Below are 21,040 nucleotides of genomic sequence, written 5' to 3'. Positions count from 1 at the left end.
GCGCTCGGAGTGAACCGAGGGAGCGTGAGGGGGCGCGTTCACCCCGCGATCTGTCCCGCCGATCACCGTGCGCCTACCGTCGAACAGAGGGCACGCGCGTAGGGCGGGGAGGTACGACCATGGCGGGACGGGGCCCGCGGACGGGCGGCGGCCGCCGCCCGCCGGACGACATGGAAACCACCGCACCCGGCCACCGTGAAGATCCCCCCGACGACGCCCTCGTCCGCATCCGCGACCTGGCCGGCCGCCCCCGCGGCACGGGATTCGTGGCCGACCACCACGGCACGGTGATCACCAGCCACGAGGCGGTCGCCGGCCTGCCCCGGCTCGTCCTGCACGCCGCCGCGGACCGCACCTGCGTGGTGACCGCGGACGCCGTGACCCTGCTGCCCGCCCTGGACCTGGCTCTCGTACGCACCGAGGGCCTCGGCGTGGACCCGCTGCCCGTCACCGTGCGCGGCCGGGTCGAGACGGGCACGTACGTGCGCGTCGCCGCCGGCTGCTGGCGGGAGGCGCGGGTGCTGGGCGAGACGCCGGTGACGTACACGGCCATAGACCGCTTCCATCTCCTGGACGACGTACTGGAGTTGGCGATCGGCACGGCAGGCCGGGACGCCCTGCGCCTGGGGGGCGGGGCAGCCGGGGGACCGGTGCTCGACGCGGCGACCGGCGCCGTCGTCGGCGTCGTCGGCACCGCGCTGCAGTCCGGCCACCGCGACACCGGGTTCGCCGTCCCCCTGCGCCGATCCGAGGACGGCCCGCTGTACCGATCCGAGGACGGCCCGCTCGCCGACCTGCTCGCCCGTAACGCGGCGACGGTCCCGGCGTACGGTGCCGACCTCAACCTGGCCGGCGTGCTGGAGCTCACGGCCACCTCGGTGGGCTCGGACGGCCCGCCCGGCACCCTGACGGGCCACGTCGGCGCGGCCGGCCTGGGACCGGTGGTCGAACCGGTCGAACGGGCCGCGACGGCAGCGGAGTTCGCCGCCTTCGCCGCAGGCCCGGCCGCCGTCCTCGGCCTCGTCGGCGCCCCCGGCAGCGGCCGTACGACGGAACTCGCGGCCCTCGCCGCCCGCCGCAACCGGGGCAGGCAGCCGGCGCCCACGCTGTGGTTGCGCGGCGCCGACCTCCAGGACGACGACGGCTCCGTGGCGGACGCCGCCCGCCGGGCGCTGACCCGCGCCGCCCGCATCGTGGCCGCCTCCGCCCCCACCCTCCCCGCCGACCTCGGCGACATCACCCCCGAACGCGTGGCCCGCCTCGCCCACACCGCGGGGCGCCCCCTGCTGCTCCTGCTCGACGGCCCCGAGGAGATGCCGCCCGTCCTCGCCCACCGCCTGCCCGAGTGGACGGCGAAGACGGCGAAGTGGCTGCGGGAGGCGGGGGCACGGCTGGTCGTGGGCTGCCGGGCGGAGTACTGGGAGCGCGCGGGGGCGGAGTTCCCACGGGAGGTGCTGTACGGCGGCCGGCACGCCGCCCAGCACTCCGACGGCGCCCTCCCGCCCTGCGTGCACCTCGGCGACCTGGGCGAGGACGAGTCCCGGCTCGCACGCGAGCGCTACGGCATTCCCGACACCGCCCTCACCGGGCCCCACGCCCGCCACCCCCTCACCCTCCGCCTCCTCTCGGAGATCCGCGCCGCCGTTCCCGACGCCCCGGACGCCCCTCTCGACGGGGACGACGTCCTCGCCGCCCACCTCGACCTGATGTGCCTGCGCATCGCCGTCCGCCTCGCCGCCGCGAACGGGCTGCGCGGCACCGCCGTACGGCGCCTCGCGGCGAAGGTCTCCGGGCAGGTCCACGAGGCGGCCCGGCGCAGCCTCGGCCCCGGCCAGGGCGAGCTGGACCGGCAGTCGTTCGAGGCGGTGTTCCCCTGGGGCATCGCCCCGGCCCGGCTCGGCGGCGGCACCGGCTGGGCGTCCGCAGTCCTCACCGAGGGCCTCCTCGTCCCCGCCGGAAGCGGCTACCGCTTCGCCCACGAGGAGCTCGCCGACTGGATCCAGGGCATGCACCTCGACCTGGACGAGGCCCTGCGCGTCCTGGTCCACAGCACACCGCAGGACGCGCGCTCCCTCCCCGTGCCGCCGCACCGCATCGGCCCCGTCGTCCAGTCCCTGCTTCTCCTCGCCCGCCAGCACGGCACCCGCCGGCTCGCCGTACGCCTGGAGGAGCTGGAGCGCGCCCTGGACCCGGACCCGCACTCCTGGTGGGCGGTCCGGCTGCTCGCCGAGGTGCTGCGACGCGTGCCGGACGCGACGCCGTACACCGGCGTACTGCGCCTGCTCACCGACCGGATCGTCGACCGGCGACGGCAACAGCGGCCCGTACCAGGGGAGTTCGGCCCCGCCTTCTGGGCCGCCCTCGCCCTGCCCGAGGCCGGCCGCCTCGACCTCCTGCGCCGCCTCGTCGTCGCCGACGCCGCCCCGCACGACACCGGCCCGCCCCGCTACCTCGACGCTGCCGCCGCGCTCCTCGCAGCCGACCCCAGCGCCGTACAACCGCACCTCATCCGCTGGTTCGACGACGAGCGGCCACTGCCCGCGACCCCGCACGCGACCGTGGCGACGGCCGCGCAGGCGCTGCTGCACACCCACCGGCACCGCGCCCTGGACGACCTGGCCGAGCTCCTCGTCGACTGCGCGCACCGACGCGCCGACGAACTCCTCACCGTCCTCGCCGAGGACGAGCCGTCCGCCGTGTGCCGGGCCGTCGACCGGTGGGCGCACGACGCCCGGCCGGCGCGGCGGGTGGCGGCGATGGCGTACGGGCTGCGCGCCGCCCCGCACGTCCGCACCGAGGCCGACCGCGAGCTGCTGCGCTACGCGGCCCTCGACCTGCTCGCCCGGCCCGCCGACTGCACTCTGCACGGTGGCGCGCTCGCCCTCCTCGTACGTGATCCGCACACCCGCGCCCGCCACCTCCCGCAGGCGCTGAAACACTTCGCGGCGGCCGATCCACAGATCCCGCCGAGTGCGCTGGTCCCCGCCCTGACCACCCACCCCGAGCCGGTCCTGGAAGCCTTCCGGGCGCGGCTGCGCAGGGCCGACGCCGATGAGGCGCTGCGCACCCTCGCGGACGTCACCACGCCCGCCCTGGCCCGCCGGGTCGCGGCCCTGGTGCACGAAGCGGTGGCAGGGAACACGGCGACAGCCGCCCAGGTGGCCGCGTACGTCGACCGCCGCCTCGACCAGGGTCCCGCCGCCCGGGCCGTCCTCTTCCCCCTGGTCACCGGCCTCCTCGACGGCGGCGGCCCGGACCAGGTGCGGGCCGAGCTGGCCGCCGTGCTCACCGCTCCCGGCACCCCGGCGTCCCGCCCCCTACGCTGCGAACTGCGCGAGTTCCTCCTCACCCATGAACGAGACCCCGCGGTCCTGGAGGCCCTGCTGCGCGCCGCCGTCCGGCACGACGGCGACGACCACGGCCACGGCGACGGTGACGGCGACGGCCTCCGGGACCTCGTCCACCGCACCGGCCTGCTCCTCGTCCGCACCCCGGACGGCGCGACCCGCTTCGACCGCGGCCTGGTCGACCTCGGCCGCCAGGTCCCCGGCTTCGCCGCACGCATGGCCGGCTGGCTGACCGACGCCCCGGCGGACTGGGCCGCGGTGGTCGGGCCCAGCACCCGCAGGATGATCGAGAACCTGGCGGGGGTGCGGGTCCCGGCCTGATTCCGTGGCGTGAAGAGTGCGCCCCGTCACAGCCACCATGCCGATGCGGGGCGGCAGCACTCGGCATGGCACCCTTAGACCTGCACAGGAGGCAAGTAACGGACACGGGTTCGACAAGGAGCGGTCACAGTGCAGCGCTGGCGTGGCTTGGAGGACATTCCCGAGGACTGGGGGCGCAGCGTCGTCACCATCGGCTCCTACGACGGAGTCCACCGGGGCCACCAGCTGATCATCAGGCATGCCGTGGAGCGCGCCCGTGAGCTGGGCGTCCCTTCCGTCGTGGTCACCTTCGACCCGCACCCCAGTGAGGTCGTCCGCCCCGGCAGCCACCCGCCGCTGCTGGCCCCGCACCACCGCCGCGCCGAGCTGATGGCGGAGCTGGGCGTGGACGCGGTGCTGATCCTGCCGTTCACGAAGGAGTTCTCGAAGCTGTCGCCGGCCGACTTCGTCGTCAAGGTCCTGGTCGACAAGCTGCACGCCAAGGCGGTCGTCGAGGGCCCGAACTTCCGCTTCGGCCACAAGGCCGCGGGGAACGTGGAGTTCCTCATCGAGCAGGGCAAGGTCTACGACTTCGAGGTCGAGGTCGTCGACCTGCATGTGAGCGGTGCGGCGGGCGGCGGCGCGCCGTTCTCCTCCACGCTGACCCGGCGCCTGGTCGCCGCGGGTGACGTCGAGGGCGCCGCCGAGATCCTCGGCCGCCCGCACCGCGTGGAGGGCGTGGTCGTCCGCGGCGCCCAGCGCGGCCGCGAGATGGGCTTCCCGACGGCGAACGTCGAGACACTGCCCCACACCGCGATCCCGGCCGACGGCGTCTACGCCGGCTGGCTGCACGTGAACGGCGAGGCGATGCCGGCCGCCATCTCCGTCGGCACGAACCCGCAGTTCGACGGCACGGAGCGCACGGTGGAGGCGTACGCCATCGACCGCCTCGGCCTGGACCTCTACGGCCTGCACGTCGCCGTCGACTTCCTGGCCTATGTGCGCGGACAGCTGAAGTTCGACTCGCTGGACGCGCTGCTGAAGGCGATGGCCCAGGACGTGCAGCGGTGCCGTGAACTGATCGAGACCGCCGAGGACGTCGGCGGAACCCGCGAGCGGACGTGAGCGGACACGGCTGAGGGCCGGCACCATCTCGGTGCCGGCCCTCAGCCGTGTCCGTCGATTCGCTACTGCTGGGTCCAGCCGGGCGGTACGGAGCCCTGCTGCGGATCCTGGGGCGGGGCCGGCTGCTGCTGCCAGCCCTGGCCCGGTCCCGGCTGCTGCTGCGGGGGCTGCCCCCAGCCCTGTCCCGGCTGCGGGGCGCCGCCGGGCTGGGCGTAGGGCTGCTGGGGGTGCTGCTGCGGGGGCGCGTAACCCTGCTGGGGGTGCTGCTGGTACTGCTGCACCTGCGGATTGCCGAAGCCCTGCTGCGTACGGGCGATGTCCTCGGCGATGAGGGCGGCGAGGTCGAAGTAGGCCTCGCGGGTCTTGGGCCGCATCATCTCGAGGTCCACCTCGGCGCCCGCCGAGAGGTGTTCGTCGAAGGGGATCACGACAACACCGCGGCAGCGGGTCTCGAAGTGCGCGACGATGTCCTCCACCTTGATCATCTTGCCCGTCTCGCGGACACCGGAGATCACGGTGACCGACCGCTGGACGAGATCGGCGAAGCCGTTCGCGGACAGCCAGTCGAGCGTGGTCGAGGCGCTGCTCGCGCCGTCCACCGAGGGGGTGGAGATGATGATCAACTGGTCGGCGAGGTCGAGGACTCCACGCATCGCGCTGTAGAGCAGACCGGTACCCGAGTCCGTGAGGATGATCGGGTACTGCCGGCCCAGCACGTCGAGCGCGCTGCGGTAGTCCTGGTCGTTGAAGGTGGTGGAGACCGCCGGGTCCACGTCGTTGGCGATGATCTCCAGGCCCGAGGGCGCCTGGGAGGTGAAGCGGCGGATGTCCATGTAGCTGTTGAGCTGCGGGATCGCCTGCACCAAGTCGCGGATGGTGGCGCCGGTCTCGCGCCGCACCCGTCGGCCGAGCGTGCCGGCGTCCGGGTTGGCGTCGATCGCCAGGATCTTGTCCTGCCGCTCGGTGGCGAGCGTGGCGCCGAGCGACATGGTCGTCGTGGTCTTGCCGACGCCGCCCTTGAGGCTGATCACCGCGATCCGGTAGCAGGACATCACCGGCGTACGGATCAGCCCCAGCTTCCGCTCCCGCTCCGCCTGCTCCTTCTTGGCGCCGAGCTTGAAGCGGGACGGGCCCTGGTTGTTCTTGCGGGCCTTGGGCTGGTTGCGCAGCAGCCGGTCGGAGGAGAGCTCGACGGCGGCGTTGTAGCCGAGCGGGGTGCCGGGCGCGGCCTGCTGCTGCGGGGCACCGGGGCCGACCTGGGGGCCGGGGGGTGCGGTCCACCCCTGGTTGCCGTAGGCGCCGGGCTGCTGTTGCTGGGGCGGCTGCGGCTGCGGGTAGCCGTATCCGGCCTGCTCGGGGGGCAGCGGGTAGCCGTATCCGGCGGGTGGCTGGGGCGGACCGGGCTGCGGCGGCTGGCCCGGCTGGACCTGCGACTGGGCAGCCTGGGGCTGCTGCTGCGGGTAGCCGTACCCGGCGGCCGGCGGGGGACCGGGCTGCGGCTGGGGCTGTCCTGCTGGGGCGGCCTGGCGCGGGTCGACCGGAGCGGGCTGTGCAGCCTGCGCCGGGTGTCCGGGCTGTGGCTGGGCCGGGCCGAACGTGCCCTGGGGCGGGGTCTGCTGGTCCTGACCGGGCTGCTGCGGGTAGCCGTATCCGGCCTGCTCGGGGGGCAGCGGGTAGCCGTATCCGGCGGGCGGCTGGGGCGGTCCCGGCTGCGGCGGCCGGCCCGGGTGGGCCTGCGGCTGACCGGGGTACGGCTGGGCGGGGGCCTGCGGGTAGCCGTATCCGGCGGGCGGCGCGGCCTGCTGCGGCGCTCCCTGGGCGGGGTGTGCGGGTGCGAAGCCCTGCGGCAGCGGGGGGAGTTCAGGGGTGGACTGGGGCGGTACGGGAACCTGCCCGGCGGGCGACTGTCCCTGAGCCGGGGCTGCCGGCGCGGTTCCTGCCTCGGCAGTCGGCTCCGCGTCCGGGGGCGTTGGCACGGCCTCCGCATCGGGCTGCCCGGGGGAGTCGACGTCGGACTGGACGTGCGCCGGCTCTCCGCCCTGGGCACCGGGCACGGATCCGGTGGAGTCACCCGGCTGCGTCTCGCCGCCGCGCTCCTCCTCCGGCTCCACGTCGTCGTCGGCACCGCCGAACAGCAGGGCCGCCTCGGCGTCGGCTGCGGCGTGGTTGAACTCGGGCTCCGGCTGCGCGGGGGCGGGCTGTTCGGGAGCGGCCGCCGTCGGGACGCCCGCCGCCGGAGTCGCGCTCGCGGACGGGCCGCCCTGGGCGTCCTCGTCCACCGGGCGCAGCACGGGGAAGCCCGGTGCCGCGGACTGCGGGGCGGGGGTGGGCTGTTGGGGTGCGGGGGCTGGCGGGGGAGGCGTGGGCTGCTGCGGCGCCGGGAATCCCCCCGAGGTGTCGTGGCCCGGCTGGGGTGCCGGGGGAGGCGCTGCAGGCGTGTGCTGCTGCGGCGTTGCAAAGCCCCCCGACGTGTCCTGGCCCGCCTGAGGTGCTGCGGGCGGCGGAGCAGGCGTGTGCTGCTGGGGTGCCGCGAACCCGCCCGAGGTGTCCTGGCCCGGCTGGGGCGCACCGGCTCCCGTCTGCTGGGGGTAGCCGTATCCGCCGGGCGAAGGTGCGGGGGCACCCGGTGCGGACTGCTGCTGCGGGAATCCGTAGCCGCCCGCGGCAGGGCCCTGCTGAGCGGTGGCCTGCGGCGGAGTGGGTTGCGAGGACACGGCCTGGGCGGGCGGCGGCGGGGCCGGGGCGGGCGGGGCCGGCATGTACGGGGGCCCGGGGGGCGATCCGACGGGTGAGCCGGTCGGCGGCGGTGGCTGAATCCGCCCGGCGTCCTGCTGACCGCCGGCCGTGGAGCCACCCTGAGTGCTTTGGGCGTACCAGGCGGGAGGCTCGTAGACGATTTCGAACTCACTGGTGAGATCGACCTCGTGATCGTCCCCGTCCGAGGAAGGGCTGGCGCCGTTGTACTCGGACCGATCCCTGTTCACTGCTTGCCTCCTGGTCAGCCACTGCTGCTGAGCTGGTCGTCGTCGCGGCCGGGCGGACCGAGTAGCGAGTCCCACTCGACTGCGATCGTCACCGCACCACCAGAAGCCTAATCACTCACATGGCGGGACGGAAAAGCCCCGTGCCACGGATGACGACGTCTCAGTCCATGCGGCGGGCCACGCCGAGCATCCCCGTCTCGGCATCGGTGGGTTCGGTCATCACGAACTTCTGGTGCCTGCGGGTGCACCACAGGGCGACGCCGTCGTGCAGGGTCGGCAGATGCTGGAGTTGCTCGTCCGGAATGCCCAGAGTGTCGCTGACGACCTCGGTCTCGTGCGGCGAGATGCGCTGGATCCCGACCAGATCGGCCTGGGACAGCCAGCGAGGCGCGTGCTCGCTGACGAACGGCAACACCATCACCACGGCCTGCCACGGCAAGGAGGTCACTCGTCCGCGCGGCGGGCGCACGCCACAGTCCCGGATCAGCACCACCGGACTCGACACGGACGGTCCCTGGGCGGGCACCCGTCCCACCGGATAGACCGTCACACACTGCTGTCCGCCGCCCGCCGCCTGGGCCAACTGCTGCCAGGCCTGCGGGCGTCCGGTCTCGACACCCACGCGCGCGCCGGTCGCGGCGGCGCGCAGCGCCAGCACCTGGGCGAGCCACAGGCCGCCCACGAGGACCACGTCGAAGGCGGTCGGCCGGGACAGCCCGAGCACGGCCGGCTGCGACTCCGGGTCGGTGCCGATGAGCACGCCGTCGTCACCGATCGGCATGCTGATCGCCGCGAGCTCGTCGGCGGTGACGACATGGCGGTTGCGGCGCGGCCCGCGCAGCCCGAACCCCGGGCTGACGATGCGCCGTTGCTGCTGCGGTGTCTCCGGACCCCGGATGACGGGGATCAGGCCAGTGTCGGTGGGCGAGGCCACGTGGGCCGGCGTACGCGCGGGGTTGCGACCCTGCTGTCCCGGGGGCATGGGAGGGGCGGGGTGGGACATCAGTACGTACCTCCGAGCGGCAGAGTGGCGAGGGCTCCCGGGACCTGCTCGCGGTCGAGACGGACCAGGCCGACCTTCGCGGCACCCGCGGCCCGTTCCAACTCCCGTCCCACCTGGCCGAGTTCACTGTCGCCGCGGGCGGTGACACGAATGTGCCCGGTGAGCGAGACACCCCGGTTTCCGGCCTTGCTCAGGGTCATGCTGAACGTCGTCGCCAGCACCGGCAGCGAGGTGAAGCGTGTGACCAGCTCGGGCAACGCCACACCGCCGCCGCCCAGTTGAGGCCAGCGGGACACCCAGTACGTGGTGTGCCACCGGTCGTCGACCCGCCAGGTCTTCACCGCCTCAACCGTACGACGCTGGGCCGGCCGTCCCTCCTGGGACTGCTGCGCGTTGACGCGCGGGTTGATGCAGCTGGACGTCGCGAGCGCCTGCACCAACTCGGTCTCGTCCAGGATGGTCGCCTTGAAGCCCGCTCCGGCCAGCCGGCTCGTCAACTGGTCCGCCACCCGCAACAGGGCACGCTGCGCCCCGGGAACACCGTCCCCGCGGGCCTGCACCGCCTCCGGGCACAGCTCCGGGTCGAGCTTGAGGGCGACCCAGGTGAGCCGGAGCGCGGGCGAACCGACCTGCGCCTGCAGGGGGCCGTACGACCGCGCGGCGAGCGACTGCTGGGGCAGATGCGGGGCGGGCGCCGGCTGGGTGTGCTGCACGACCTGCGCGGAGGCGAGCCGGATCCCGTCGACCTCCAGGGCGTCCTGGACCAGCCGGAGCGGCAGTTGGCGTCCGGCGGACGCAGGGCGCAGCGGCTCGTCCCCGGGCTGCACGAAGAGGACGGCGGTCAGGAAGGTCCCGTCGCCGATCAGGCCGATCGAGCGGTTGTCACGGGACACGAAGCCGTACGTCCGCAGGGCCGGGTCGCACTCCACGATCGGGACCAGCATGGCGTCCGTCCCGGGCTCCACCGGCAGTTTGGCGTCGCGGCGGCGCTGCCTGAGCGCGCGCGTCGTCTCGTACCACTCGGGCAGCGGGCGCCGGCCCCGGCGCAGGACCGCCAGGAGCAGCAGCAGAACCGCCACGCCACCGGCAGGAGCCAGCAGCCAGGACGCGTCGGTGGCCCAGGCGGCCAGCATGACCGCGGCCGCCAACTCCACCAGAATGAGCTGCTGCAACCGGACCGGGCCCAGCCCGCCGGGGCGGGGCAGGGTGCGCGGCGACGCGGCGGCCGGGGCGGGAGCGGCCGGCGTACGTCTGTCGCCCTGGCCCCCTTGTTGCTGCGGTGCGCGGCGTCCGCGCCGAGTGCTCGTAGCGCTGCTCATCCCCCGGGACATCCCTTTCGCGAATTAGTGGCCGTTCACCGGGCCCACATCGTCCATGCGAGTGGCTCACGGTACCCGCTGCGGAACATGAGGCGACACAGGGGACACCGAAACCCCAGGTGGCCAGCTTTTCACGGACCTGCGCCGCTTCGTGGAGCGCTGTGGAGAAGCTCTGTGAAGATGCGGGGGCGGCCGAACACCTGCTGAACTGTGCTCCCGTGGCGCAGGGCATAGTAGGGGCCTGCGTGGCCGAAGTCGCCTTTCGAGCGTGACCGGATACCACGGACACGATCGAGCAGTACAGACACGATCGAGCAGTAAAAAACGGGAGAAACGGGGACCATGGCAAAGCGTCAGGACGAGCTCGCCGCCTACAACTTCGCTCGCAAGCGCACCGTCGCCTCCTTCCTGGCGCCGTCGCCGGGCGGCTCGGAGGAGGGCGCACCGCGTCCGGTCCGTACGGTGATGCCCAGCCTGGCGCTCGGCGTCGTACTGGTGGTGGGCTTCATCGCGTGGGGAGTGATCAAGCCGGCGGCGCCCGAGGGCTGGGACACCCCCGGCGAGTACATCGTCGTCGACAGTGACTCCACGACGCGCTACGTCGTCCTCAACGACGAGACGTCGAGCGGCAAGAAGGTCCCGACGCTGCACCCGGTCCTCAACTACGCCTCCGCCAAGCTCCTCCTCGACAAGGGCAAGGGCACCGTCCTGGAGGTCTCCGGCAAGGAGATCGACAAGAGCGGCATCGTGCACGGCGCGACTCTCGGCATCCCGTACGCCCCCGACCGGCTGCCCTCCAAGGACGACGCGGAGAAGGTGAAGACCTGGGCCGTGTGCGAGCGCCCGGCGCCGGAGTCGGACAGCGCCATCGCCCGTGCCGTCTTCGTCCTCGACTCAGCCGACGCCAAGGCGCTCGGCGGTGCGGGCAAGGTCGACTCCCGCGAGGCGCTGTACGTCGTCAACAGCAAGACCAAGCAGGAGTACCTGGTCGACGCCGAGGGCAACCGTTTCCTGCTGGGCGGCCAGTCGGGTCTCGACGACACCACCATGGAGCAGCTGCGTGCCGCCGTCATCGGCAGCAGCAACGAGCCGCAGCCGGTGAGCCAGGAGTGGTTGCAGACCCTGAACGACGGCGGTGTCATCACCTTCCCGACGATCCCCGGCGTCGGCGGGCAGACGGCGGTCAAGGGGCTCCCCGCCCAGGCGAGCGTGGTGGGTCAGGTGCTCAAGGCGGACGATGCGCAGGGCCAGCAGTACTACGTCGTCCTCAAGGACAAGATCGCCATGATCTCCCCCTTCGTCGCCGCACTGATCGAGGCCTCGCCCTCCGGCTCGTCGGCGTCCGGGAGCACGGCCGTCAAGGTCCCCACCGGGACCATCATCACCGCCAACGGCGGCAAGGCCGACACCTTCTACGCCGACAAGGGCTGGCCCCTGACCGTCCCGCGGCAGGCCAACTCCGCGGCCACGGCGACGGGCCGGGCCGACAACACCTCGTGCAGCGTCTACAGCGGCACCATCGGCGCGGACAAGAAGCCGCAGCTCGCCGCCTGGGCCGGGTCGTCGTACCCGAAGAAGGTCATCGCCGACTCCCTGAGCGCCTATGTCTCGTCCGGCTCGGGGCTCCTCTTCCAGGAGGTCACCGGTGCGGCGGGCGGCGGCGGTGCGACGTATCTGCTGACGGACACGGGCCTGCGCTACTCGCTGCCGGCCAACAACGACAGCGAGGCGAAGGGAAGCAGCGCCTCGTCCTCTTCCTCGTCATCCTCCTCCTCTTCGTCTTCGTCTTCGTCTTCGTCGAGTGAGACGAGCGAGACGGACAAGGCGAGGACGCGGCTGGGGTACGAGGACGTCTCCAACCCGGCGATCGTGCCGCAGACATGGGCGACATTCATCCCGAAGGGTCCCACTCTGGACACGAGTAGCGCCGCGCAGGAACAGAGTCAGTGACCGAGCCGGCCGCCGAGCCAGTGGTTGGCCAACGCGCCCACCAGCAGGGGCACTTGAGAGTAGGACGGCGTACAGGTCACGGCGACGTCGCTCAAGTGTGTGAGCCGTGTAACTGATTGGTCCAGCCTGTGGATGAGTGACAGGTTGACGATAGAGTGTTTGCGGCGCTCAACGGTGCGAAGCTCCTCCGGGTACCAGGCAGGGTCTCCCGGATCAACGACAACATGGGGGAAGGTTCAACATGGCCGGCCAGTTCCGGGTAACAGAGGACGAACTCACCAAGCTCTCCAGCGACATCAACACCGCCAATGGTCAGCTCCAGGGTGAGATCCGCCGTCTCAACGGAGTGATCGAGCAGATCGCGGGCGGCTGGAAGGGCCAGGCGGCCACGTCCTACCACCAGCTGCAGGAGCGCTGGAACGAGGACGCGAAGAAGATGAGCGACATCCTCAACGACATCAAGGAAGCCGTGGACTCCACGCGGAGCAACTACTCCGCGTCGGAAGAGCAGCAGAACTCCGAGGTCAGCAAGATCATGTCGGACTTCGGCTGATCGAGCCGGGAGCCCGTCCGCGCCTCTCGGCCCGACCGACGGCGCATGATCTCCATCTCCAGCTGCCTCCGCTGACTGTCTCCAGCGACTTCCAACGACTCTTCCTGAAAGGGAACGACGATGTCGATCCTCGTCAATTACGCGACCATCACCAACGCCTCCACGGACGTGCGCTCGACCGCCGGCCGCATCAAGCAGCAGCTCGACGACCTGGAGGCCGCCGTCAAGCGCGTCGCCGCCACCTGGGAAGGCGAGGCGCAGGAGGGCTACCAGCGCAAGCAGCGTGAGTGGGACCAGACCGCTCAGGACCTGCACGCGACCCTGCTGAAGATCGCCACGGCGCTGCAGAACGCGGCCGAGAACTACCAGGCCACCGAGAAGAGCAACGCCTCGACCTGGGGCTGAGCCCGTCGGCGACCCGAGGGACATGAGATGAGCAGAATCGGCCCAGTCGACGCCACGGTGTCGGCTGGGCCGACCGCTGCTTCGGGGTCGTACACGACATCTGGCGGGACGGCACACGGTAGTTCCCGCAAACCTTCACAATCGCCATTGCAATGGCAATCGTCATCGCCACCGCTACCGCCGTCGTCATCGTCATCGGTACGTCGAGAAGCCCTGGGGACCTGGACATGAGGGGCCTGAACGTGGAGGGCCGCAGAGCCCGTTCGCGCAGCCGCAACGGCCGTAACGGCCGCAACAGTGGAACCCGCGCACTGCAGCGGGTTCTTGGCGTGCTCGCGGTGACGGGGATCTGCGTGGCGTCGGTACCGCTGTCCGCGCCACTGGCTCAGGCGGCGGTGGATACGACGGTGCCGACGCGCCTCGCGGACGCGGACACCGGTGCTTCGGCCGGCCCCAGTTCCTCCGGGAACCGGACTGTGGACTTCGGTCTGGCGGCGAGCACGGAGTGCGTGTTCGGCGGCAAGGTCATCAAGTCCACGCCCTGGTCGCTCCAGCGGATCCTGCTGGACCAGCTGTGGGCGCAGGCGACGGGCAAGGACGTCACGGTCGCGGTGATCGACACAGGTGTCGACGACAGCAACCCGCAGCTGAGCAGTGCGATGGCAGTCGGCAGCAAGTCCTACGTGGACGGCGCCGCGGACACGGACATCGAAGGCCACGGCACCAGGGTCGCGGGCATCATCGCGGCCCGCCCGCTGAAGGGCACCGGGTTCGAGGGCATCGCTCCCGACGCCAAGATCCTCTCCTTCCGTTACACGGGCGGGGAGGAGAAGCAGGGCAACTCGGGGACGATGTCCCAGGCGATCCGCGCCGCGGTGGCCGCGGGCGCGGAGATCATCAACATCTCCTCGGACACGGCGAACAAGGAAGACGACGACACGCTGAGGAGCGCGGTCGCGTACGCGGTGAACCAGGGCGCCCTGATCGTGGCGGCCGCCGGCAACGACGGTGCGGACGGCAAGTCCGCGAACACGTACCCCGCCTCGTACGACGGCGTACTGGCGGTGGCGGCGTCCGACCGCAACGACGAGCGAGCCTACTTCTCCCAGGCGGGCGACTTCGTGGACGTGGCGGCTCCGGGCGTGGACATGGTCTCGACGGTTCCCAAGAGCGGGCAGTGCACGGCCGACGGCACGAGCTTCGCGGCACCGTATGTGGCGGGCGTGGCGGCGCTGCTGAAGTCGAAACACCCGGGCTGGACGGCGGCCCAGATCGCGACACGGATCGAGGAGACGGCTCAGCGGCCGGGGCGTGGTCCGAACCGCTTTATCGGATGGGGAGTAGTCGATCCGGTGGCTGCCCTCTCGGACGACTCCAGCCCGGCATCTTCCCCTTCACCTGATCCGGTGGTGAAGGCAGGGTCTGGCGGGGTTGTTCCCATGGCGGTGACTATGGGGGAGAGCGAGGCGGAGAAGGAACGCCGCACAGCGATCTACGTCCTGGGCACAGGGTTGGCCCTGGTGCTGGTGATTGCGGGGAGCGGGGTGGCTGTGCGGGACTGGCGGAGTCGGCGGGTCGGAAGAATCGGACGGCCGGGTTAGCCGACGTGCGGGACGACTGGGCAACATGGGCACCGAGTGGGTGCTGACAGCTTGAGGAACAGGGGAGAGGACAACGGGGTATGAGTAACGGAATGCGGGTCGATCTGAGCGCCCTGGATGAGGTCATCCGTAAGCTCAACGGCCTTCTGTCGGACATGGACAAGGCCAACACCAAGGCCAAGTACGAGACGGACATCCCGAGCACGGCGTTCGGCAGCATGAAGTTTCTGGAGTCCAACGAGCTTCACGATGCCCATCAGAAGCAGAAGACCAGGATCGAGAACATCATCAAGGCGCTGCACGGGGTGATCGACGACTTCGGCACGAGCACCTCGAAGGTCAGGGACAAGTACAGCAACCAGGAGCAGGCGAACGCACAGGGCGTGAGTACGGCTCCCAAGGGTGCGGCCAACTAAGCGGTTCAGCGACCGGTCACTGACTGAGGGGATGTTCGAAGATGTACGGCGAGTACTACCAGAGCCCTGAGCAAATCAAGGCGATGCAAGATGCCCAAGAGCAGCGAATCAAGGACAAGCACAACGAAAAGCTTGAGTCGCTCCCCGACGGTGGTATGGGGGGTCCGGACCGCAGCAAGCTCGACACGCCCTTCATGAAGATGGGCATCCCCGAACTGCGATCCATGATCCTCGACGCGGACCCCAACCGGATCTACGAGGTCAGCCAGCACTGGAAGTCCGTCCACAACGTCCTGTCCGGCGGCGACGGTGACGGCAAGACCGGCGGCGTGGACTCGGTTTCCGCGAAGGACAGCGTCGCGGGCATGATGCAGAGCGCGGTGGAGAACGTCCTTGAGCACTGGGAGGGCGAGGCGGCCGACGCTTTCCGCAAGAAGGCCAACGAGATCATGGGGCACATCAGGAACGGAGCTGCATGGGCCAACCATTACGGGGAAACCATGCACGCCGTCCAGAACGACCTGCGGAACTCCATGTCCAAGATGCGGGACGTCAATGAGCCGTCCGGCTGGGACAGGGCCTGGGACAAGCTCACGGACGACAACCGCAATGATGAGCAGTTGCTGGCAGACATCAACAAGGGCGTAAGCACGGACGCCGCTCGCCAGGCGAATGCGGACTCCTTGTCGAAGGGCAAGGAAGAGCAGCTTAAGGGGGTGGCGATTATGGAGCAGTTGGGGGTTAATTACAAGGCTTACTCGGGAGGGACATTCCGGGATGATCCCAACCCAAACGACCCCTTCTCACCCCCGAACCCGCAAACGCCAATGCCTACCCCCATCTCCATGCCGTCTTCTGGCAGTTCGGGTCCAGGCAGGGCAAGCAGCACCACCAAGCCGTGGAGCGCAGGGCCGACGACGAGCATTAAGCCGTCGCCTACGGTGCCCCGTGACCCGGGCATCACAGGAGGCTCGCAGCTTCCAACGGTCCCGACGGCCAAGACGAATGTGGACAGCATTTCCCCCGGCCTGACTGGACCTGGCCCTGGCACAGGCGTTGGGGGGCCCAGCGTCGGTGGTGGCGTCGGTAGCCTCGGTACGGGCGGAGCACAGAGCCCGGGCATCCTGGCTGCCGGCGAAGCAGGTGGTCTCGGGGCCAGTGCTGCTGGACGCGGCGGCATCGGAGCCATGGGCGGTCGCGGTGGTCTGGCTGGAGGTGGCGCCGCAGCAGGCCGCGGTGCCGGAGGTCGATCCGGTATGGGCGGAATGGGTGGCGGCGGAGCCGGCGCAGCTGGGCGAGGCGGTGCCAGCGCTGGCGGTCGTGGAGCTCTCGCGAGGGCCCGTGGTGGTGTGGTCGGTGCGGCCAAGGGGGTCGGCAAGGGCGCCGGTGGTGGTGCGGGCTTGCACGGCAGCCGGGGCGGGACGCAGGCGGGCGCAGCGGGCGGGGCGGGCGGCAAGGGCCGACGGTCCGAGAAAGAGAACAGCCAGGGCGACCGTCCCGACTACTTGGTCGAGGACGAAGAGACCTGGATCTCGGAAGAGGACCGCAACCGCAACGTACCGCGGACCATCGAGTAAGCACGTAGGCGGGCCGGACGAAAAGTCGTTGGCTGCCCATATATAAAGGCTGGTGAATCCAGCCAAAGCCGAGTGAGGAGCAGGGAGTTGGGTTTCAAGCGAGTCTGGTCCACGACCGGTGTCGTGGCGTTGACGGGAGCCTTGCTCCTCACATCAGCCCCAGTTGCCGCCGCAGACGCCGTCCGGGATGCGCAGTGGCCCCTGACGGTGTACGACGCTGAGAAAGTTTGGAAGACCTCTCAGGGAGCGGGAATCACAGTTGCTGTAATCGACTCAGGTGTAGATTCCAGTCACCCGGATCTCACCGGACAAGTTCTGCCAGGTAAGGACTTCTCCAGCGCCGGAGATCCTCACGAAGATAATGTCGGGCATGGCACGGGAATGGCCAGCCTCATCGCTGGACACGGACATGGGGTAAATGGTTCCGCGGGCGTGATGGGTCTTGCGCCCGAAGCGAAGATTCTTCCTGTGCGTGTGAATGGGGCTGAGCGGACGGCGAATGATCCGACTGGGGGCAAGATTGATACGGCGGGTTGGACCGCGGGAGTCCGCTATGCAGTAGAGCAGGGCGCCTCAGTAATCAACCTGTCACTCGATGATTCTTCAGCCTATCCTGGCTCAAAGGCCGCCAAGGCAATCGAATATGCGCAATCGCACGATGTCGTAGTTGTAGCGGCTACGGGAAATGACGCAGGGACAGTCAATTATCCGGCCGCCCTCCCGGGCGTGGTGGCTGTCTCTGCTGTGGACAAGGGCCTCACTCCCTGGTCTAGTTCGAATACCGGGAACGTAACTGTCGCAGCACCCGGCGTGGAAGTCGTCCAGGCTGACCCGACCACGAAAAGTGGCTACGCGGTGGCAGATGGAACCTCTGGCTCCACAGCCTACGTCTCAGCCATCGTCGCCCTCCTCCGCTCCAAGTACCCCGACCTGACCGCAGGCCAGATCATCAACCGCCTGGTCAAGTCGGCGTCCTTCCTGAACAACGAGGGCAAGACGGCCCCGGACAAGGAACTCGGCTACGGCATCGCCCGCCCCGGTACGGCGCTGACGATGAACATCCCCAAGGGCTCCAAGGAGGGCCCCCTCACCCAGGCGTCGCCGTCCACGTCCACGAATTCCGGTGCCGCCTCCAACGGCGACGACAGCACGACCCAGGCCAAGAAAAAGAACAAGTCTTCCTCGGGCGGCATCCTGCTGATCGCCGGCATCGCAGCCGCCGTGGTCATCATCGCCATCGTCTTCGCAGTAATCCGCAGCCGCCGCAACCGCGGTAGCGGCGGCCCCGGCTCCGGCGGCGGAATGCCTCCACACGGCACGGGCTACCCGCCCCAGCCCCCGACGGGCTACCAGCAGCCGTACCCCAACACCCCTCCCAACCAGGGCTACCCCACGCCTCCGGGCCAGGCCCCGCAGTACCCCAACCCCTACGCTCAACAGCCCCCGCACCAAGGGCAGTAGGAGTAGCTCACTCGTCCGGCGGCGGATGGTGCTTGGTGATCACGGTCCTCGTACTCCTGGTGGTGCTCGGCGACGTCATTGCGGTGCGCTACAGCTGGCGCAGCAGGGGCGGAGGACGTCCATGCACCAGTGCCTTGGGGGCGGGGTAGCAGCAGGTTCTCATCGTCGCGAGGCGGGCAAATCTTGATAGGGATAACGCATGCTCTACGAGCCCGACAAGAAAGTCGATGAGTCCGAGTTCGCGAAGATCCGGCCGAAGCGCGGGCTCTAAGGAAGGCGCTAGAGCAGCTCGCAAGCGGTAGTGCAGGGGACGTCCTGAAGGAGATGTCGCAGGAAATCCTGTCTGGCCGTATCGGACTCCGCGAGGCTTCAAACGTTCCAGCCTGCCGAGGCGGCGAGTGAACGGAGCCATGACTTCCTGACGGCGTGGGACGAGATGAGCGAGCAGGAGCGCGCCGCCAAAGCAGCCGAAGGCGAGGCCTATCTCGGCGAACTGCGCCAGGAAGTGGCCGAAGAGCGAGGTGTGGGCGCCGTCAAAGATCTACAAGCTGGCGTGAAATTTATGGCCACCCTCGTCTGTTCCCGCGAACTCGCTAGCACAGTCATCCACCACTCAAGGAGCCATTTCATGGGGGACCACTTCAAAACGGATACAGATCAGCTGGGTCAGTTCCTCAAGACCCTCGAGAGCTGTATCAGGGACTTGGATGAGGCGCGGACAGCTTTGGCCCACGTTCGTGCCGACCAGATCGGTACCAAGCGCCTCGACGAGGCTTGCGACGGTTTCCAAGAGCGCTGGAAGTACGGATCCGAGCAGACCAAGAAGATGGTCGAGACCGTCAGTGAGGGCGTTAAGTCCAACAAGAAGGCTTACGAGGAAGTCGAAGACGCCTTGGAGAAGGCCTTCAAGGACATGGCGGCACAGGCAACCTCGGGGCATGGGGGCGCGAAGTAATGGCGACGAATCCCTACCCCAACCTCGGCTGGAACCCCGTGCCCGGCATCCCGGGCGAGGTCCACGCTCTGAGGCAGAAGGTGACTTCGGCCGCCAGCGCACTGCGTAGCTGTCACACGCAGCTCGATAGGCTGATCGGTGAAAGTAGCTACTGGCAGGGCGACGCGGCGAAAGCCTTCCGTGAAGCCATCGATGGTGAGCTGCCGACCTACATCAAGAACGCTGCTCGCTCCTTGGAAAAGGCTGCGGCCCAACTCGGAAAATGGGACGGCGATCTGACGTCCAACCGCGACCTGGCGCAGAAGTACGACGCTGCCGCGGCCGAGAAGAAGTCCGCTGTCGCCTTGGCCAAGGAACACCACGCACAGGCTGAGAAGCACCCGGACCTGGGGCTCGCCGGCCAACAGTTCTCCACGCAGGAAGAGGCCGACGCGGCGACTGCTCGGTTGAGGGCGGCTGAGCGCAGTCTCAACGAAGCAACCATCGCTCTGAGCAAGGCCAATGGCGGATACAACGACATCATCGCCAAGGCGGAGGCGCTTGAGACCGCGCATACGGACGATGCCGAGACAGTGGCCAAGTCGCTTGACGACGCCACGGACAAGCTGGCGCCGAAGGAACCTGGCTGGCTGAGCAAGGCCGTTGATGCCATTTGGGACGGCATCAAGGAAGCCGGTGACTTTCTGCTGGAACATGCGGGGACCATTGGTGCAATCGCTGGACTGCTGGCGCTCTTCCCCACGCCCCTGGCACCGCTGTTCGCAGGTGTTGCCCTGGTGGCAAGCGGGGCTTCCATGGCCAAAAATTTTGCCGATCCAGAATTTAGGGATGCATTCTTCCCGTGGGGCGACAAGTTCGGGTGGAACATGGATACCTTCTCCGCCTATGCCTCTTTCGGTGGCGACGCGCTGGGGATGGTTCCCGGCGGAAAGGCGCTCGGTACGGCAGGCCGAGAAATCGCCGATGGTCTTCGAATGGCCGACAACATGGGCGTGGCCGTCAAGAACACCGAAAAAGCCGTGGAGTTCGGCCGGGAGTTCGGCCATGTCTTCAAGGCAAGCGCCAAGGCCGGTGCCGACGATGCCTGGGCGGCTGCAGCCGACGGTGCCAGTGGCTCTGCCAAGCTGATGGCGAATATCAGCGCCAACGGCCTCAATGTCGCGGCGAATTCTGTGTCTTCACTGGAGGCTGAGGGAGTGCTCCCGCAGCAGGGCAGCGGTCACAACTTCGCAGAGGTCACCAAGGCTGGTGCCAGTCTCCTCGGCCTTGCTGGGGAGCTGAGCCTCCTATGACGCACATGACCGCAGACGCAGAAGGGAAGATCGCTCAGTGACCGAGCTCATGACGGAGCCAGTGAGCGAGCGGGAGCCGGCCTTCTGGTACCTGATTCCACACGGCTACATGCAGCTGGATCTCAACCCTCCAGTGGAACGGATCGAGGCGCTGGCCCGGCAGATACTCAGTCTGCCGGATGAGATGCGCGACCGTGCGGAAGAGGTCCTGCGGTTCTACGCCGGTGTTGTCACTTCGCTGAATGCGCATCGTGTGCAGGCCTGTATGGTCGGTTCGCATCCGGACGACACCGGCGGGATCGTGTTCTCCGTGCTCACCGTCTCGACCGTTCCGACATCGGGGGCTAACGCCAAGCTGGTGATCGCCAGCCTGGCGGGAGCAGCTGCCGATAATCGGGACGAGGGTATGCGCCCCTTGGAACTCCCATGCGGCACGGGCTTCCTCGTCGAGAAGAAGCTCCGCACGACCGCACCGGGTAGGCCACCCGAGGGAAGTGACACTCCTCCGCAGGGGGAGGTCTGGCAGGGCACAGTCGCGGTGACGGGTACTGGCACTCCCGACATCATCATGATCCAACTGGTGACGGCCTCCGTTGAGCTTGCCGATGACTACAGGAATATCCTGCTCGGCGTTGCTCACACGGTGACGTTCACCGACCCTTCGCTGCCCGAAGAGGGGAGCAGTACCGATCCCGAGCAGTGGAGCGCGACCGCCTCGGTGCGCAGCGATTTCGGGTGAGACGGAGATTCAT

15 protein-coding genes are annotated in these 21,040 nt (G+C 69.6%); 12 read left to right on the top strand and 3 right to left on the bottom strand.

What is annotated here, in order from left to right; genetic code table 11:
* The first annotated feature begins 119 nt into the window (after positions 1-119).
* Both ABT114_RS23890 and ABT114_RS23885 read left to right on the top strand, forming a co-directional pair.
* Entirely contained in the window at positions 120-3,668 is a 3,549-nt protein-coding gene (locus ABT114_RS23890) for a trypsin-like peptidase domain-containing protein (protein WP_502988372.1), read from the top strand.
* 129 nt (positions 3,669-3,797) lie between these two features.
* Positions 3,798-4,772 (top strand): bifunctional riboflavin kinase/FAD synthetase, encoded by a 975-nt coding sequence (locus ABT114_RS23885; protein WP_351144876.1) that lies wholly within the window; start codon positions 3,798-3,800, stop codon positions 4,770-4,772.
* 62 nt (positions 4,773-4,834) lie between these two features.
* Here ABT114_RS23885 and ABT114_RS23880 read toward each other — a convergent pair whose 3' ends face one another.
* The 3 genes from ABT114_RS23880 to eccE form a co-directional block, all read right to left on the bottom strand.
* Entirely contained in the window at positions 4,835-7,756 is a 2,922-nt protein-coding gene (locus ABT114_RS23880; RefSeq protein ID WP_351144875.1) for an SCO5717 family growth-regulating ATPase, read from the bottom strand.
* 160 nt (positions 7,757-7,916) lie between these two features.
* Positions 7,917-8,759, bottom strand: coding sequence for a hypothetical protein (locus tag ABT114_RS23875; protein WP_351144874.1), 843 nt, complete (start codon positions 8,757-8,759; stop codon positions 7,917-7,919).
* On the bottom strand, positions 8,759-10,078 hold the full coding sequence (gene eccE, locus ABT114_RS23870) for a type VII secretion protein EccE (protein WP_351144873.1): 1,320 nt from the start codon (positions 10,076-10,078) through the stop codon (positions 8,759-8,761). The genes ABT114_RS23875 and eccE overlap by 1 nt, the downstream gene beginning before the upstream one ends.
* Positions 10,079-10,420: 342 nt before the next feature.
* Between eccE and eccB the strand changes: the two genes are divergently transcribed.
* From eccB to ABT114_RS23820, 10 genes are all read left to right on the top strand, one after another.
* Positions 10,421-12,028 carry a type VII secretion protein EccB gene (eccB, locus tag ABT114_RS23865; protein WP_351144872.1) on the top strand — a complete coding sequence of 536 codons (1,608 nt, stop codon included), beginning with the start codon at positions 10,421-10,423 and terminating at the stop codon, positions 12,026-12,028.
* A 241-nt stretch (positions 12,029-12,269) separates the two neighbouring features.
* Positions 12,270-12,581, top strand: coding sequence for a WXG100 family type VII secretion target (locus ABT114_RS23860; protein WP_351144871.1), 312 nt, complete (start codon positions 12,270-12,272; stop codon positions 12,579-12,581).
* Positions 12,582-12,701: 120 nt separating this feature from the next.
* A complete protein-coding gene (locus ABT114_RS23855) occupies positions 12,702-12,986 on the top strand; it encodes a WXG100 family type VII secretion target (protein ID WP_351144870.1) in 285 nt (94 codons plus the stop codon).
* A gap of 152 nt (positions 12,987-13,138) precedes the next feature.
* Positions 13,139-14,587, top strand: coding sequence for a type VII secretion-associated serine protease mycosin (mycP, locus tag ABT114_RS23850; protein WP_351144869.1), 1,449 nt, complete (start codon positions 13,139-13,141; stop codon positions 14,585-14,587).
* 80 nt (positions 14,588-14,667) lie between these two features.
* Positions 14,668-15,003: a hypothetical protein gene (locus tag ABT114_RS23845; RefSeq protein WP_351144868.1), complete on the top strand. Its 336-nt coding sequence runs from the start codon at positions 14,668-14,670 to the stop codon at positions 15,001-15,003.
* 41 nt (positions 15,004-15,044) lie between these two features.
* The gene (locus ABT114_RS23840) at positions 15,045-16,580 is read left to right on the top strand and encodes a hypothetical protein (RefSeq protein ID WP_351144867.1); all 1,536 of its coding nucleotides are present in this window, start codon (positions 15,045-15,047) and stop codon (positions 16,578-16,580) included.
* Between the two features lie 72 nt (positions 16,581-16,652).
* Positions 16,653-18,041 (top strand): type VII secretion-associated serine protease mycosin, encoded by a 1,389-nt coding sequence (gene mycP / locus ABT114_RS23835; RefSeq protein ID WP_351144866.1) that lies wholly within the window; start codon positions 16,653-16,655, stop codon positions 18,039-18,041.
* Between the two features lie 436 nt (positions 18,042-18,477).
* Positions 18,478-18,996, top strand: coding sequence for a DUF6317 family protein (locus ABT114_RS23830; protein ID WP_351144865.1), 519 nt, complete (start codon positions 18,478-18,480; stop codon positions 18,994-18,996).
* Complete coding sequence (locus tag ABT114_RS23825) at positions 18,996-20,288, top strand: HlyD family secretion protein (protein ID WP_351144864.1); 1,293 nt, start codon at positions 18,996-18,998, stop codon at positions 20,286-20,288. The genes ABT114_RS23830 and ABT114_RS23825 overlap by 1 nt, the downstream gene beginning before the upstream one ends.
* A gap of 37 nt (positions 20,289-20,325) precedes the next feature.
* Positions 20,326-21,027, top strand: a complete 702-nt coding sequence (locus ABT114_RS23820; RefSeq protein ID WP_351144863.1) for a hypothetical protein — start codon at positions 20,326-20,328, stop codon at positions 21,025-21,027.
* The last annotated feature ends 13 nt before the right edge of the window (positions 21,028-21,040 follow it).

The organism is Streptomyces sp. NPDC002088 (genome assembly GCF_040296605.1).
Taxonomy (GTDB): domain Bacteria; phylum Actinomycetota; class Actinomycetes; order Streptomycetales; family Streptomycetaceae; genus Streptomyces.
This window is presented reverse-complemented; position numbering and strand designations above follow the sequence as displayed.